The organism is Myxococcus xanthus (assembly GCF_013116825.1).
Lineage (GTDB): Bacteria > Myxococcota > Myxococcia > Myxococcales > Myxococcaceae > Myxococcus > Myxococcus xanthus_B.
Window position 1 is genome coordinate 1 of sequence record NZ_JABFNS010000177.1, and the last position, 15,612, is coordinate 15,612.

14 protein-coding genes are annotated in these 15,612 nt (G+C 70.1%); 10 read left to right on the plus strand and 4 right to left on the minus strand.

Features of this window, described 5'->3' with window-relative positions; genetic code table 11:
• Together HNV26_RS33765 and HNV26_RS33770 are read left to right on the plus strand one after the other, a co-directional pair.
• Positions 1-431, plus strand: a 431-nt coding sequence (locus tag HNV26_RS33765) for a TIGR02266 family protein (protein ID WP_171445004.1), incomplete at its 5' end; no start/stop codon positions are given.
• 239 nt (positions 432-670) lie between these two features.
• A complete protein-coding gene (locus HNV26_RS33770) occupies positions 671-2,299 on the plus strand; it encodes a sensor histidine kinase (protein ID WP_171445003.1) in 1,629 nt (542 codons plus the stop codon).
• Here HNV26_RS33770 and HNV26_RS33775 read toward each other — a convergent pair.
• On the minus strand, positions 2,277-3,167 hold the full coding sequence (locus HNV26_RS33775; RefSeq protein ID WP_171445002.1) for a ferredoxin reductase domain-containing protein: 891 nt from the start codon (positions 3,165-3,167) through the stop codon (positions 2,277-2,279). The two genes, HNV26_RS33770 and HNV26_RS33775, sit on opposite strands and share 23 nt — an antisense overlap.
• A gap of 223 nt (positions 3,168-3,390) precedes the next feature.
• On the opposite strand from HNV26_RS33775, the gene HNV26_RS33780 reads away from it, so the two are divergent.
• The 3 genes from HNV26_RS33780 to HNV26_RS33790 all read left to right on the plus strand — a co-directional run bounded on the left by HNV26_RS33780 (position 3,391) and on the right by HNV26_RS33790 (position 7,227).
• The gene (locus HNV26_RS33780) at positions 3,391-4,143 is read left to right on the plus strand and encodes a lysophospholipid acyltransferase family protein (RefSeq protein ID WP_171445001.1); all 753 of its coding nucleotides are present in this window, start codon (positions 3,391-3,393) and stop codon (positions 4,141-4,143) included.
• Between the two features lie 34 nt (positions 4,144-4,177).
• Positions 4,178-5,329: a THUMP domain-containing class I SAM-dependent RNA methyltransferase gene (locus HNV26_RS33785; RefSeq protein WP_171445000.1), complete on the plus strand. Its 1,152-nt coding sequence runs from the start codon at positions 4,178-4,180 to the stop codon at positions 5,327-5,329.
• A gap of 218 nt (positions 5,330-5,547) precedes the next feature.
• Positions 5,548-7,227: an RluA family pseudouridine synthase gene (locus HNV26_RS33790; RefSeq protein ID WP_171444999.1), complete on the plus strand. Its 1,680-nt coding sequence runs from the start codon at positions 5,548-5,550 to the stop codon at positions 7,225-7,227.
• 374 nt (positions 7,228-7,601) lie between these two features.
• On the opposite strand, the gene HNV26_RS33795 is transcribed toward HNV26_RS33790, so the two are convergent.
• Positions 7,602-8,609, minus strand: coding sequence for a class I SAM-dependent methyltransferase (locus tag HNV26_RS33795; protein ID WP_171444998.1), 1,008 nt, complete (start codon positions 8,607-8,609; stop codon positions 7,602-7,604).
• Positions 8,519-9,085, minus strand: a complete 567-nt coding sequence (locus HNV26_RS33800; protein WP_141594336.1) for a NifU family protein — start codon at positions 9,083-9,085, stop codon at positions 8,519-8,521. Before HNV26_RS33800 ends, HNV26_RS33795 begins: the two co-directional genes overlap by 91 nt.
• 158 nt (positions 9,086-9,243) lie before the next feature.
• Here HNV26_RS33800 and HNV26_RS33805 point away from each other — a divergent pair, with 158 nt between their 5' ends.
• The 5 genes from HNV26_RS33805 (at position 9,244) to clpA (ending at position 14,141) form a co-directional block, all read left to right on the plus strand.
• On the plus strand, positions 9,244-9,780 hold the full coding sequence (locus HNV26_RS33805; protein ID WP_171444997.1) for a DUF2378 family protein: 537 nt from the start codon (positions 9,244-9,246) through the stop codon (positions 9,778-9,780).
• A 27-nt stretch (positions 9,781-9,807) separates the two neighbouring features.
• Positions 9,808-10,248, plus strand: coding sequence for a hypothetical protein (locus HNV26_RS33810; protein WP_171444996.1), 441 nt, complete (start codon positions 9,808-9,810; stop codon positions 10,246-10,248).
• A 67-nt stretch (positions 10,249-10,315) separates the two neighbouring features.
• Positions 10,316-11,476, plus strand: coding sequence for a GNAT family N-acetyltransferase (locus tag HNV26_RS33815; protein ID WP_171444995.1), 1,161 nt, complete (start codon positions 10,316-10,318; stop codon positions 11,474-11,476).
• Between the two features lie 40 nt (positions 11,477-11,516).
• The gene (locus tag HNV26_RS33820; RefSeq protein ID WP_011555974.1) at positions 11,517-11,840 is read left to right on the plus strand and encodes an ATP-dependent Clp protease adaptor ClpS; all 324 of its coding nucleotides are present in this window, start codon (positions 11,517-11,519) and stop codon (positions 11,838-11,840) included.
• 3 nt (positions 11,841-11,843) lie between these two features.
• Positions 11,844-14,141 (plus strand): ATP-dependent Clp protease ATP-binding subunit ClpA, encoded by a 2,298-nt coding sequence (gene clpA / locus HNV26_RS33825; RefSeq protein ID WP_171444994.1) that lies wholly within the window; start codon positions 11,844-11,846, stop codon positions 14,139-14,141.
• Between the two features lie 98 nt (positions 14,142-14,239).
• On the opposite strand, the gene HNV26_RS33830 is transcribed toward clpA, so the two are convergent.
• Positions 14,240-15,612: methyl-accepting chemotaxis protein (locus HNV26_RS33830; protein WP_171452957.1), on the minus strand; the 1,373-nt coding region annotated here is incomplete at its 5' end.

Genomic DNA, 15,612 nt, shown 5'->3' on the forward strand with positions numbered 1-15,612 from the left:
CTCCACCGCCGCCCGCGCCTCCACCGCCCGCCCCGGCCATGCGCCGGGCCGCGGCGGCGCCCACCTATTCCAGCGCGGAGTTCGTCGGCCTGGAGCGGCGTTCGGATGACCGCATCCACGCGGACGTGAAGGTGACGCTGCAGAACGCGGGCATCTTCACCGACCACCGCATCATCAACCTGTCATCGGGCGGACTGTTCATCGCCACGGACAAGCCGCTGCGGCTGGGGACCTTGGTGGAGCTCACCTTGCGCTTCGATGAGCCGCCCCGGGTGCTGACGCTCCGCAGCTCCGTCATCTGGGAGAATTCGCTGGAGGACGGAAAGAACCCGCGCGGCTACGGGTTGCGTCTGAGCCACCTTCGCCCGGAGGAGAAGGAGTTCGTTCAGCAGTATCTGGCTCGCGCCAAGGAGCTGAAGAAGAAGCCCTGAGGCCAGGCGCTACAGCATCTGCCCCAGGAAGACGGCGCCCATCATCACGAAGGCCGCCGTCACGGCCATGACAGCCTTCAGCTCCAGGTCATCGCGGTCCATCAGGTTCTTGAAGATCATCGTCGTGCCCTCCGAGTGTTGCCCCTCGCCCTTCCATACGGGGTGCGGAAAAACCCATTGCGTCCGCCGCCGCCGGCTCCGCTGAAGTTCCCTTGCGGACGGCGCGGTGGACTCAGAGGATGACCGCCGTGTCCACCGCCTCCGCCGAATACCGGCTGCTCGAAGCGATGCCCCTCCCCACCGCCCTCATCCGCGGTGAACAGGTGCTACGGGTCAACGCGGCGCTCGCCACCCTGCTGGGCGTTCCGGCGGCGGAGCTGGAAGCCCTGTCGCTCGCCGAGAGCATCCGCCGCTTCGTCCCCGCGGAGCGCGGCTGGGTGGAGCCGCTGTATGAGTCCCTCGTCCGTGGTGGGCCGCTGCCCGAAGGCCCCGTGTGGGTTCGCGTGCAGCCGACGAACGGTCCCCAGCGCACGCTGGCCCTGAGGCATGCGCCCGGAGCGCACCCGGGCGAGCTGGTGGTGGTGCTGCTGGAGGCGGAAGCGGAGGACTCCGTGCGGCGCCTCACGGAGGCGCTGGTGGCGGCCGCCGCGACGATGCTCCGCTGCCGGGACGAGCGGTCGGTGCTGGAGACGGCCGTGGACGCCATCTACCGCCAGGGCTTCTCCGTGTCCGTCATCTACGTGGACGGCGACGCCTTCCGGTACGGGCCCCTGCGGCAGAACCCCTTCATCGTGGCCGAGGCCGAACAGCTCTACGGCATGCCCCTGGCGGACGTGCGCATTCCGAACGCCGCGCTGCCGCACTTCCTGGAGGTGCTCGAGCGGCGCAAGGCGGCCTTCCACCACGACATGCTCGGCGTGGCGCGCTTCCCGCCTTCCGCCAACGGGGAGAGCCCCGTGTGCCAGCTGCATCCACCGGACATGCGCGGGCTGGACGCGCCCATCCTCGTGGACGGGCAGCCGTTCGGCGTGCTCTCCGTGCAGGGCCCCGCCCTCACCCCCGCGGGCGCCAGCACCCTGGAGCTGTTCGCGCAGCTGGTGGGCGGCGCGCTGGAGAACGTGCGCCACCACCAGATGTCCGCCGTGCGGTTGGAGGAGGTGTCCCGGCTCCAGGACGAGCTGGTGGCGCGCGAGCGGCTGGAGGTGCTGGGCGAGGCCGCGGGCGTCGTGGCCCACGAGGTGCGCAATCCCCTGGGCGCCATCCTCAACGCGGTGGCGGTGCTGCGCCGCGAGGCCCACCTGGGGCCCACGGGACAAGCCGCGGTGGGCATGCTGGAGGAAGAGGCCATCCGGCTGGAGGACATCGTCCGGGACCTGCTGGACGTGGTGCGCCCGCTGGAGCCGCGCCCCCGCCCCGTGCAATTGGGCGAGCTGGTGCGCCGCGCGCTGGGGCAGATGCATGGCCCGCCGGACGCCCCCACGCTGCGCTTCAGCGTGGACGAGGCCGCGGAGACGCCTCCACTCGAGGGGGACGAGACGCTGCTCCAACTGGCGGTGACGCACCTGGTGCGCAACGCCGTGCAGGCCTCGCCCGCGGGCGGCAAGGTACGGATGACGGTGGAGCCCGCGGACGGCGGTGTGCGCCTGGTGGTGGAGGACGAAGGGCCCGGCATTCCCGACGTGGACCCGCAGCGCGTCTTCCAGCCCTTCTTCCTCACCCGCGCCAACGGACGGGGGCTGGGGCTGGCCATTGTCCGGCGCGTGGTGCTGGCGCATGAGGGCAGCGTGCGCGCCAGCAGCCGGCCTCGCGGCGGTGCTCGCTTCGAGTTGTGGCTGCCGCGAGCGCCTAGCCGTATGTCTCCCGTTTGATGCGCTTGTCCTCGATGCCCAGCGCGTGGAGGTGGCCCAGCACCGTCTCCATGAAGCGCGGCGTGGAGGGCGTGCGCGTCTCCAGCGCCTTGCGCCGGTCCCACGGCGTAATCGCCGGGCCGCAGGCGTACACCAGGCACGTGTCCCGGTCCTGAATCAGCTCCTCCAGCAGGGACTGGTGGACGCGGCCCTTCCGCACGGCGGCGCCGAAGCGCGACTCGTCCGTTTCACGGGTGAGCGTGTGCACCACGCGCACGCGGTCCGGGTGCTGGCGCTCCAGGGCGGCCAGCTCCTCGCCGTACAGCACGTCCCCCCACGTCTTGTTGGAGAAGAGGAAGGTGTGGCGCAGCTTCAGCCCCCGGTGGAGCGCGTCCTTGAGGATGGCGAAGTTGGGCACCGCGCCGGAGCCGGCCACCAGGTGGACGACGTGCTCCGTGCGCGCCTCGACGTCGTCCGGCAGCACGTAGGGCCCCATGAAGGCCATCACCTTCATCCGCGCGCCGGTGAGCCGGCCGTGCACGAGGTAGGGCGACAAGAGCGGCGGATAGCGGGTGAGGCCGGGGATGAACTCCTCGTCCTTCACGGTGATGGCCACCAGCGGCTCGTGCGGCGCGGAGGCGAGCGAGTAGGAACGCTGCGGCTCCTTCCGCCCCTTCTGCTCCTGCAGGTAGGCCGACAGGCGACCCAAGGCGGGGAACTGGTGCGGGTCGATGTTGAGGAACTGCCCGGCCTTGTAATCCAGCGGGACTCCGCCGAAATCCAGGAACAGCGTCGCCGTGTCGTGCGTGTCCATCCGCACATGGTCGACGGTGACCTCGTATTCCACGGGCTTCCTGGCGCGCGACGCGCGGGCTTCGACCAGACTCATGCGCCCTCCCATAGCCAACCCGCATGGAGGGTGGGAAGAGGGGAAGGAAAAACCGTCCCGCCCCCCAGTCCCACATGAGCGTTGGCTGTACGACGGCTCGCCCGCCAGGCGAGGCGCCGGGACAGGAGGGGTGCTGACGCGCGACACTTGTCGGAACTACATCTGCGGGTGGAGCGTTGAGAGCCTGGGACGACTGCCCCCCTGAGCTAGAGGCGACCGACACGTGCTGCGCATTCTCTTCTTCCTGATGTCGAAGCTGCCAGAAGGCGCCCGCCAGCAGGTGGTCCGCGCCCTGATGAACGGCGTCTGGGGCACCCTGGCGAACGAGACGGTCCTGGGGCGGGAGAACATCCCGGACCAACCCTGCCTCTTTCTCTGCAACCACCTGTCCAACGCGGACGGCTTCACGCTGGACCGGGCCTTCCGGCCGCGCAAGGTCGTCTTCCTGGCCGGGGTGAAGCTGAAGAGCACCGTGATGACGCGCCTGGCCTCGGAGACGATGGAGACCATCGCCATCAAGCCCAACTCACCCGACATCGAGGCGATGCGGCGGGCGCTGGACACCCTCAAGGCCGGCAAGTCGGTGCTCATCTTCCCGGAAGGCGCGCGCAGCCGCACGGGCAGCCTCACCCAGGCGAAGAAGGGCCTGTCGCTGATTGCCAGGCGCGCGGGCGTGCCCGTGGTGCCGGTGGCGTTGCAGGGCACGGAGAAGCTGATGCCCATCAACGACTCGGACATGGGCGGCGAGCGCCTCTTCAAGGCCGACGTCTTCGTGCGCTTCGGCCCGCCCTTCCGCGTGGAGGCGCTGGAGGCCGAGGTGGCGGGCGCCGAGGACCCGCGGCAGGCCCTGGTGGATGCGATGATGCGCCGGGTGGCGGAGCTGCTGCCGCCCGAGTACCGCGGCTTCTACGCGGAGACCTCCGCTGCGGCGGCTCCGGCCCCGGACTGGGAGCGGCCTTCCGCGCCCGCGTCCTGAATGAAGCATTGCGGCGCGCGCCGGGACGCGGACAATGGACGCGCCCGTGACACGCGCCCGCACCAACGAACAGCTCTTTGTCTCCACCCTCCCCGGCCTGGAGCCCGCCCTGGAGGAAGAAGCCTCCGCGCTGGGATGGAAGCCACGCCGCGTGGAGGGCGGCGTGGAGTTGGAGGGCCCGGCCGGCCTGCACCAGGACGCCAACCTGCGCCTTCGCTGCGCCAGCCGGGTGCTGCTGCGCCTGGGGCACTTCCGCGCGGGAGACTCCGACACCCTCTCCGACCGGCTGGCTGAACTGGAGCTATCTCACGTCTGGGATGGGCGCTCGCCACCGAAGCTGTCGGTGAGCCTGAACCGCTCCCCCGTGCCAGGGCCCGACGTGGTGTTCTCCTCGGCGGCGTATGCGTGGAACGTGCCCTCGGTGGAGCGCGCGGGGCCGCTCGATGAAGAGGGCGGAGGCCCGGGCCTGACGTTGCTGGTGCGGGTGGATGGCGACGCGTTCACCGTGAGCGCCGACACCAGCGGGGACGCGCTGCACCGCCGGGGCTACCGCCAGGAAGTGAGCCGCGCGCCCCTGCGTGAGACGCTGGCGGCGGGCATCCTCCGGCTGGCGGGCTACGACGGCACGCAGCCCCTGGTGGACCCGATGTGCGGATCGGGCACCTTCCTGGTGGAGGCCGCGTGGATGGCCATGCGCCGGGCGCCAGGGCTGCTGCGCGCCTTCGCCTTCGAGTCCTTCCCCTCCTTCGATGCCCAGGCCTGGGCCGGCCGCAAGGCGCGCGCGGAGGCGGACGCGCTGCCCGCGCCAAGAGCGGCGATTCACGGCTACGACATCAACGCGGGCTCGCTGGGAACGGCGCGGCGCAATGCCCGGCGCGCGGGGGTGACACTCGCGCTGGAGCGGCAGGACGCGCGGACGCTGAAGGCGCCCGTGGAAGGCCCGGGGTTGGTGGTGGCGAATCCGCCCTATGGCAAGCGCGTGGGCGAAGCCGAAGACCTGCCCGCGCTGTACCGGGCCCTGGGGAACACGCTGCGCCAGGGCTTCGCGGGGTGGCGCGCGGCGGTCATCCTTCCGGATGAGGCGGCGCTGGTGAAGGCGCTGGGACTGACGGGTGCGCGAAGCCTTCCGGTGAAGAACGGCGGGCTCAAGTGCCGGCTGCTCCTGTCGGGGCTGGATGTGGCGTGAGGCCCAGGCGGTGCGTTCGAGGCCCCCCGCTACAGCAAGGCCCCTGGATACGCCGATGCGCGCCGGCTTCGCGTCCGAGACAGCCGGGCAAGCCGGCCCCGACTGAGGAACGATGACCGCCCTGTCACTCGGGGGGCCGGCGCGGGGTCCTCGGTGGAGCGCCCACGAAGGCCCCCATCCGGATGCGCCGCGCCGCCGTGCCGTGGTAACGCGGGCCTGTGGAAACGTGGTTCACGCCCTTCGAGCCGAAGCCCCTCGCGGACGAACTCCCCGAGCGCTTCCCATACCCCTTCGACGAGGGCGCGCCCCACGCGCTGGCGCGCCGGGCAGCGGAGTGGCTCCAACGGGAGCTCCGGGCAGGCCATCTCGCGCCTGGACTTGCAACCTCGTGCCTCGACACGTCCGAGGGTGGAAAGATGTTCGGCATCCTCGTGGTCCAGGCGCCTGACGGACGCGTCGGATTCCTCCGCGCATTCTCGGGCATGCTTGGCGGGCGATGGGACCTCCCTGGTTTCGCGCCGCCCCTCTTCGCCCGTGACGAGCGCGAGCGGCTGGAGCCCGCGGGTGACGCCCTGGTGAAGCGCCTGATGGCCCGTGAGGCGGCCTTCCGCCAGTCCCCCGAGCGCGCCTCCGTCCTGACCGCGCACGACGCGTTGCAAGCGCGCCACACCGAGGCCCGCGCGGCGTTGCGCGCCACACACGACGCCCGGAAGAAGCAGCGCCATGCGAGGCGCTCGGACGTCATGGCCTCGGACTCGCTGAGTGAGGAGGCGAAGCGAGCGGCGCTGCATGCGCTCGACCAGGAAAGCCGGGGGGACAAGGCGGAACTGCGGAGACTGGAGGCGGAACACGACGAGGCGCAGCAGGCGCTCGCGCCCCAGCGGGCCCGCATGGAGCGGCGGCTCCGCGCCATGGAGCGACTGCGGCGCATCGTCTGCCGCGCGCTGATGAAGCGCCTGCACGACACCTACGTGGTGCCCAATGCTCGCGGAGAACACCGGCACCTGCGCGGCCTCTACGCCAGAGGCGAGCCCCCATCGGGCGCGGCGGACTGCGCCGGGCCCAAGCTCCTGGCGCATGCCCTCACCCAGGGCTTCCGTCCGCTCGCGCTCGCCGAGTTCTGGTGGGGTGCTCCTCCTCCCGCGGGAGGCCGGGCCGCTGGCGCGTACTACCCCGCTTGCAAGGACAAGTGCGGGCCGCTGCTGCCGTACATGCTGGACGGTCTCCCTGTCTCCGCGCCCCGGCCCTTCACGGTGCCCGAGCTGCCGTCACGAGGGCTGGACATCGTCTTCGAGGACGAATGGCTCGTGGTGGTGGAGAAGCCAGAGGGCCTGCTCTCCGTGCCCGCGAAGGACGTCTCGGTGGAGGACTCCGTGCTGGCCCGGCTGCGCGCGAGAACTCCGGAAGCAGCGGGGACGATGCTCGCGCACCGGCTCGACCTGGACACGTCGGGGCTGCTCGTCGCGGCGAAGGACGCGCGCACCTACGCGTCCTTGCAACGCCAGTTCGCCGGACGTGAGGTGCACAAGCGCTACACCGCATGGGTCGAAGGCAACGTCCAGGGAGAGCGCGGCACCATCGACTTTCCCATGCGCGTGGACCTGGACGACCGGCCCCGGCAGATTCACGACCCCGTGCACGGCAAGCACGCGGTGACGGAGTGGCACGTACTTGAACGCAGCCACGGACGCACGAAGGTGGCCCTCTTCCCACTCACCGGGAGGACTCATCAGTTGCGCGTTCACGCGGCCCATCCGCTGGGCCTTGGCGCGCCCATCGTTGGCGACCGCCTCTATGGACACCCGGGTCCCCGATTGCATCTGCATGCGGAGGCCCTGTCGTTCCAGCACCCTGTCACGGGGCAGCGCCTCACGCTGGAGCGGCCGGCGCCCTTCTGACCTCGCGCATCTCGACCGCAAGCCCGCGCTGCACGAGGGCGTAGCGACGCCCGGAGCACCAGCGGCGCGGGCCCCGGGCGAGAGCTCCCGACCTCGCTGTTCGGAAATGTCGGGAGTTTTGCGCCACGAAATCTCCCGACATTTCCAAACAGCAAGCGCTCCGAACGCGCCGCCCCCCCGCGCAGCCACCGTTCCCGGACACGCTGAGCAGGGCCCCACCAGGGACGCCCCCTCGCGGGCGGGGCGACCTTGTTGAGGCGAGCGGCCCCGTCACCACCGCGGTGGGAGTGACACCGCGCAGAGCAGGCACGGCTGGCGCGCATCGGGCCTGACCCGCGCCGTGGCAGGCTGCGTTGACATGGCAGACGCCGCGCTCAGCGCGCGACGACGTGCTCGGAGGCATCTTCGGAGGCAGCCGGCTCCGGCGCGGAGACAGTCTCCACCGCGGACGACACCGCCGGCTTCACGCCCAGCTCACGCGTCAGCTTGGGATTCACCCCGGTCTCCGCCAACAGCCGCTCCAGTTGCATGCGCGCGCGCCGGTTCTCCCGGTGTACGCGGCGCCCCAGAATCAGCTCGTTCTTCAGCGAGTGCTCCCAGCCCGTCAGCTCCGTCACCGTCACCTGGTAGCCGAAGGCCTCCAGCGTCAGCGCGCGGATGACGTTCGTCAGGTGCGAGCCGAACTCGCGCCGGTGCCAGGCATGCGCGTACAGCAGTGACATGCTGCCGCTGCTGGCCACGACGGGGCGCTTCTCCTTGAGCTGCGCGGCCACCTCCGCCTGGCAGCACGGCACCACCGCGACGTGGTCCGCGCCATGGCGGATGGCCGCGACGAGTGCGTCATCCGTGGCCGTGTCACACGCGTGCAGCGCCATCAGCAGGTGGATGCGCTCTGGGTACTGCGCCGTGTCGATGTGCGCCGTCTGGAACTGCATCCGCGTGAAGCCCAGCCGCTGGGCGCGGCCCTGGGCCCGCTCCGTCAGGTCCGGCCGGCCTTCAATGGACAGCAGCGTGCCGCTGGCGGCGCCCTTGAGGAACAGCTCGTAGAGGACGAAGCCCAGGTAGGCGTTGCCGCTGCCCGCGTCCACCATCACCGCGTTCGGGTGGCGCGCCTGGACATCCTCCACGGCGGGACGCAGCAGGCCCATCAGGTGGTTCACCTGCTTGAGCTTGCGCAGCGCGTCCGCGTTGAGGTGCCCCTCGCGCGTGAGCAGGTGCAGCTCGCGCAGCAGCGCGGGGGACTGGTCCGGCAGCAGCTCCCGCCGGACCTGCGAGGCTTTGACGTTGCGCCTCAGACGGACACCACCTCGAGGACCTCGGGAATCATTTCCCGCAGGCGTCCCTCGATGCCCATCTTCAGCGTCGCCGTGGACGACGGACATCCGGCGCACGCCCCCTTCATGTGCAGGTAGACGATGCCGTCCTCGAAGCGGTCCAGGGTGATGTCACCACCGTCCATGGCCACCGCCGGGCGGATTTCGTTGTCCAGGATGTCCTGGATGCGTCCTTCCACCGTGCCACCACCGGACGAGCCCGCCGCCTCGCGAGCCGCCGCCAGCGCCGCCTCGTCCACCACCGGCTCGTTGGCCGTCAGGTGGGTGTCCAGCGTGGACATGACCTCGTCATTGAGCTCGTCCCACTCGCCCTCTTCCCCCTTCGTCACCGTCACGAAGTTGGTGCCAATCATCACCGCCGTGACGCCGCGCACGTCCATCAGCTTGCGCGCCAACGGGGACTTCGCCTGGGCCTCCTCGGGGTTCGTGAAGTTCACCGCCCCGCCCGCCAACAACCGCCGGTCCACCACGTACTTCAGCGTGCTGGGGTTCGGGGTCCACTCGAGCTGGATGTTCACCGACATTCAAATCTCCTTGGCGACTCCTCTAAGGCGCTCGCGGCCCCATAGCAACCCGGGTCGCGGGCTGGCAATCGCCCTCGCCCCCACTCCCTTCACTCCGGCACAAACCAGCAATCCCAGAAACACATGAACTCATAGTGGATTTAGCGTAGACTGAGGGCATGCCCCCGTCCCCGCCCCGCGTGCCCGCCAGCGTGTTCGAAGGGTTCTTCGTGCGGGGTCTCCAGGCGGAGGGCCGGCTGGCCCAGGAACTGGAGGCGCTGGGGTACGACAGCCGAAAGCCGGAATTGGACTACCCCATTGCGCTCTGGCAGCAGGCGGTGGCCCTGGCACGGCGGGAGCGATACTCGGAGCTCGGTGACGAGGACGCCTACCGGCAGTTGGGCCGCCAGGGCGTCTTCGGCTTCGCGCAGACGCTGGTAGGCCGCGTGGCCGCGGTGGCCCTGCCCATGATTGGGCCTGCGCAGGCCCTGGAGCGGGTGCCTCGCTACCTGGCGATGATGGGCCGCTCGGACGTGGACGTCTCGATGTCCTCCGAAGGCGAGCGCGGACGCCGCCTCTCCCTGTCGGACCGCTACAACCGGCCCGAGCTGATGGCGGGGTGCCTGGAGGGGCTGTTGGAGATGGCCAACGCCCGGCCTCGAATCTCCGTGGAGGAGCGCAGCAGCGGGGGGTACCGTCTGTTCGTGCGCTGGTAGCCCGCCAGCCCCACCCAGGAGCCCCGCGTGTCCTACCCGCCCAGACTCGCCCATCTCGCCACCCGCGCCGTGGTGGTGGCGAAGCTCGTCCCCACCTACGCGCAGGCCCACCACATCGACGAGGAAGAAGCAGCACAGCGGCTGTCCAGTGCGCTCTCCGGACGGATGCTGCCCACGTTGCTGGATGCCACGTGGACCGCCATGCGCGGCAAGGCGAAGCGGCTCACCGACGACGGGCTGGTGGAGAAGGTGGCCGCCACCTTGAGTGAGCGGCCCCTGCGGCCGGGACGCATCGCCCCCGTGGGTCCGGCGCTCAGCGCCTTCTTCATCCTGGTGGACCTGGAGGTAGGCACCGCGGGTGACGCCGCGCGGCGGGTCATGGAATCGGACGAGGGACGCCGCCGGGGGGAGGAAGGACTGGCGGAAGCCGGACGCTTCCTCGCCGCGGAGCTGACTCGCGGGAAGTAGCGCCCGGACAGCCGTGGCAGCAGTGGGTACGCATCGTTATAGGCTCGCCCTGGCCCAGGCCCCGACGATGTCGACACCGCTCCCCACCACGCTGCGAATCCTGCGCTCCCTCGCCGACGTCCCCCGGGCCACGTGGGATGCGCTGGTGGACGCCCAGGCCACGCCCTTCCTGGAGTGGACCTTCCTCACCGCGCTGGAAGAATGCGGCGCCGCGGTGCCTGCGCGGGGCTGGCACCCCCGGCACCTGACGCTCTGGCGCGGCTCGCGCCTGGTGGCCGCCGCGCCCGCCTATCTCAAGGACGACAGCGACGGGGAGTTCGTCTTCGACAGCCCGTGGGCCACCGCCGCCGAGCGCGCGGGCCTGTGCTACTACCCGAAGCTCGTGCTCGCCGTCCCCTTCACCCCCGCCACCGGGCGCCGCGTGCTGGTGGCCCCAGGCGAGGACCGCGCCGCGCGCGAGGCGGAGCTGTACGCCGCCGCCCAGGAGTTCGCCCGCGCCGAGCGCCTGTCCGGCATCCACGTCCTCTTCCCCACGGAGGAGGAGCTGCCCGTCCTGGTGGCCCAGGGCTTCGCCGTGCGGCTGGGCGTGCAGTACCACTGGCGCAACCGGGGCTACCGGACGCTGGAGGACTTCCTCGCCCGCTTCCACGCCAAGCGCCGCAACCAGCTGCGCCGGGAGCTGCGGGCCCTGACCGAGCACGGCATCGAGGTCCGCACCCTGCGCGGGGATGCGCTGGCGGACGCGGACGCGGACGCCGTCTACCGCCTGTACGCCACCACGGTGGACAAGTATCCATGGGGCCAGCGCTTCCTCACCCCGGACTTCTTCGCTCGCATGCTCGCCCGCTTCCGGCACCGCTGCGAGTGGGTGGAGGCCCGCCGGGAAGGCCGGCTGGTGGCCGGTGCGTTCAACTTCACCGGTGCCAACGTTCTCTATGGCCGTTACTGGGGCTGCTTCGAGGAGCACCCCTTCCTTCACTTCAACGTCTGCCTGTACCACCCCATCTCGGAGGGCATCACCTCCGGGCTGGAGCGCTTCGAACCGGGCGCGGGGGGAGAGCACAAGCTCACCCGGGGATTCGAGCCGCGCCTCACGTACAGTGCGCACCTGCTCCTCCACCCGGGCATGGACAGGGCCGTGCGCGGCTTCCTGGCCCACGAGCGGGCAGCCGTCGAAGGAAGCCTGCCCCAGTGGCGGGCGGAGACTGGTTTCAAGGAGGGGGACTGAAAATCCCCCGCCCGTTCAGCAAAGGGAGTCCGAACGACTTATGGCGCAGAAGCATGAGCACGACACCTCCGTCATCACGGAGTCCGCCCCCAAGCAGAAGCTCAAGAAACCGCCGCTCTACAAGGTGCTCCTGCACAACGACAACTACACGACCCGGGAGTTCGTCGTGGCCGTGCTCAAGGAGGTCTTCCACAAGTCGGAGACGGATGCCGTGCAGATCATGCTGCACGTTCATTACAACGGTGTCGGGGTAGCCGGCGTCTATACGTACGACGTCGCCGAAACGAAGATTCAGACGGTGGAGGCCGCGGCGCAGGAGAACGACATGCCGCTGCGACTCTCCATGGAACCCGAGGAAGGTTGAAACGTGGCAGGACCGCTGATTGCCAAAGAATTGCAGGCCAGCTTCCGCACCGCCCTGGACGAGGCGCGGAAGATGCGCCACGAGTACCTGACGCTGGAACACCTGCTCCTGGCGCTCACCCGGGACGCGCGCACGCGTGAAGTCCTCAAGGGGTGCGGCGCCAACGTGAAGCAACTCCAGGAGCGCCTGGTCTCCTTCCTGGAGGAGACGGTTGAGCGCCTGCCGGAGGGCGTGGACGCCGAGCCGCAGCAGACCATCGGCGTGGAGCGGGTCCTCCACCGCGCCGCCATGCACGCGCTGTCCGCCGAGCAGAAGCTCATCGACGGTGGGGACGTGCTGGTGGCCCTCTTCCGCGAGGACGAGAGCCACGCGCTCTACCTGCTCCAGCAGGAGGGCGTCACCCGGTTGGATTTGCTCAACTACATCTCCCACGGTGTCACCAAGGACGGCGAGGGTGAAGGAGAGGGCGAGGAGAGCGCCGGCCACGCCGCCCCCGCGGGCGACGACGACGAGGGCGAGTCCTCGAAGAAGAGCCCGCTCGAGGCCTACACGGTGCAGCTCAACATCGAGGCCAAGGAGGGGCGCATCGACCCGCTCATCGGCCGCGAGAAGGAGCTGGAGCGCACCATCCAGGTGCTCTGCCGCCGCCGGAAGAACAACCCGCTCTACGTGGGTGAGGCGGGCGTGGGCAAGACGGCCATCGCCGAAGGGCTGGCGCTGCACATCCACGAAGGCCGCGTGCCGGAGGTGCTGAAGGACGCCATCGTCTACTCGCTGGACATGGGCGCGCTGCTCGCGGGCACCAAGTTCCGCGGCCAGTTCGAGGAGCGGCTCAAGGGCGTGCTCAAGGCCCTGAAGGAGCAGCCGAACGCCATCCTCTTCATCGACGAAATCCACACCATCGTCGGCGCGGGCGCCACCAGTGGCGGCTCCATGGACGCGTCCAACCTGCTCAAGCCCGCGCTGGCCAGCGGGCGGCTGCGCTGCATCGGCTCGACGACGTACCAGGAGTACAAGTCCGCCTTCGAGCGGGACCGGGCCCTGTCCCGCCGCTTCCAGAAGATTGAGGTGGGCGAACCCTCCGTCGAGGACACCATCCTCATCCTGGAGGGGCTGAAGAGCCGCTACGAGGAGCACCACGGGGTGAAGTACCAGCCCGAGGCCATCCGCGCGGCGGCGGAGCTGTCCGCCAAGCACATCAATGACCGGTTCCTGCCGGACAAGGCCATCGACGTCATCGACGAGACGGGCTCGGCCGAGCGGCTCAAGCCGGAGGGCCAGCGCTCCAACACCGTCACCGGCGCGGACGTGGAGGCCGTCGTCGCGAAGATGGCGCGCATCCCCGCCAAGAGCGTATCCGCCAGCGAGGGCGTGCAGCTCCAGAATCTGGAGAAGGAGCTCCAGGGCGTCATCTACGGACAGGACTCAGCCATCAAGGACCTGGTCAGCGCCATCATGCTGGCCCGCTCCGGACTGCGCGCGCCGGAGAAGCCCATTGGCTCGTTCCTCTTCTCCGGCCCCACGGGCGTGGGCAAGACGGAGCTGGCCAAGCAGTTGGCGCAGTCGCTGGGCGTGGAATTCCTGCGCTACGACATGAGCGAGTACTCGGAGAAGCACACGGTGAGCCGGCTCATCGGCGCGCCGCCGGGCTACGTCGGCTTCGACCAGGGCGGCCTGCTCACGGACGCCGTGCGCAAGCACCCCTACGCGGTGGTGGTGCTGGATGAAATCGAGAAGGCCCACCCGGACCTCTTCAACATCCTGCTCCAGGTGATGGACCACGCGACGCTGACGGACAACAACGGCCGCAAGGCCGACTTCCGCAACATCGTCCTCATCCTCACCACCAACGCGGGCGCCCAGGAGATGAGCACCAAGGCCATTGGCTTCGGGGACATCGCGAAGCCGGTGGACTCCACCCGCGCGAAGAAGGCGATTGAGCGCACCTTCACGCCGGAGTTCCGCAACCGCCTGGACGGGTGGATTCTCTTCTCCGGCCTGCCGCCCGAGGTCATCCTCAAGGTCGTGGACAAGGAAGTGCGCCTGCTCCAGAAGATGCTGGACGAGAAGAAGGTGAAGCTGGCGCTGACGCCCGCCGCCCGCGCGTGGCTGGCCGAGCACGGCTATGACCCGGCCTTCGGCGCGCGGCCCATGGCCCGGCTGGTGGACAACTCGCTGAAGAAGCCGCTCGCCCAGGCGCTCCTCTTCGGGGACCTGAAGCATGGCGGCACCGCCCACTACGACGTGGTGGACGACAGCCTCAAGCTGCGCACGGAGCCCGCCACCGCCGAGGTGGCTTAGTTCCCCTGCCCGCGCTGGCCGCGGACAGGACAAGGCCCCGGTCCCCTTCCCAGGGAGCCGGGGCCTTCGTCTGTCCGCCCGTGACAGCGGGCGAGCGACTACTCGACGCGGTAGCTCTTCACCGCGCTGGAGAGCTGCTCGGAGATGATTTGCAGCGTGGTGGCGGCCTCGCCGGTGGAGCCGATGCGGGCCACCGTCTCATCCATCATCTTGGACAAGTCATTCACCGCCAGGGTGATTTGGTTGATGCCCACGTTCTGCTGGCTGACGGCGGCGGCAATCTGCCGGACGGCGGCGGCGTTGTCCTGGACGATGGAGGACAGCTCACGCAGGTTCTGCCCGCTGGTGCGCACCTGGGCCAGGCCCGACTCCATGCGCTCGGCGCCGCGCTCCGTGATTCGCACCGCCAACGTCACCTGGTTGGCGATGTCGTCCAGCAGCTCGCGCACGCGCGTGGTGGCTTCGATGGACTGGTCCGCCAGGGCGCGGATTTCGCGCGCCACCACGCCGAAGCCCTTGCCGTGCTCGCCGGAGCGGACGGACTCGATGGCGGCGTTGAGCGCCAGCATGTTGGACTGGTCCGCCAAATCCTTCACCGTCTGGGTGATGCCCCCAATCTGCTGCGTGCGCTCGCCCAGCTCGACGATTTTCTGGGCAATCTCCCCCACCTGGACGCGGATGTCGTTGAGCCCCGCCATGGTGAGCTCGATGGAGGCCTCGCCGGACTTGGCCAGCGCGTCGGCGCGCTCGGCCACCGACAGCACGCTCTCCGCCTTCTGCGCGGCCAGCATGGAGGTCTGCTTGATTTCCTGCGCCGTCACCTGCGTCTCCTGCAGCGCCGCGGCCTGCCGGGAGATGGTCTGCGCCTGCTCGGTGGACGACGAATTCAGGTGCTCGGTGGACTGGGTGAGCGCCACGGCCGCCTGCTGGAGGTTGAGCGTCACCTCGCGCAGCCGCTCCACCATCTGCGAGAAGGAGCTGGCCAGCCGGCCCACCTCATCACCGCTCTTCACCTGGATGGGGCGCGTCAAATCGCCGGACTCCACGATGTGGCCGGCCACCTCCGTCAGGCTCTTCAGCGGGCCGACGATGCTGCGGCCGAACAGCGCGGACACCGCCACGCCCAGGGCCACCAGCAGCGCCGCGAAGCCCACCATCCGCACGCGCAGCGCGGACACCAGTTCGTCGACGTGGTCTCGGGACACGCCCACGTGCACCGAGCCCAGGCGGCCACCGGCCACCGGCGCCACCACGTCCATGGCGCGCAGGCGGAGGCCCCCAGCGTCCACCTCCAACACCGAGCCCGCGCCCGCGGTGGCGACCGCCTCCTTCAGCGCGTCCGGGAAGCCGTCCGGGAAGGTGTGGGCCACCACGTTGCCGGCCGAGTCTCGAATGAAGGCGTAGGCCAGGTCCGAATGGCCCACGCTGGCGTCCAGCATGGGCTGGAGCGCGCTGGCCCCCGCCGCCACCC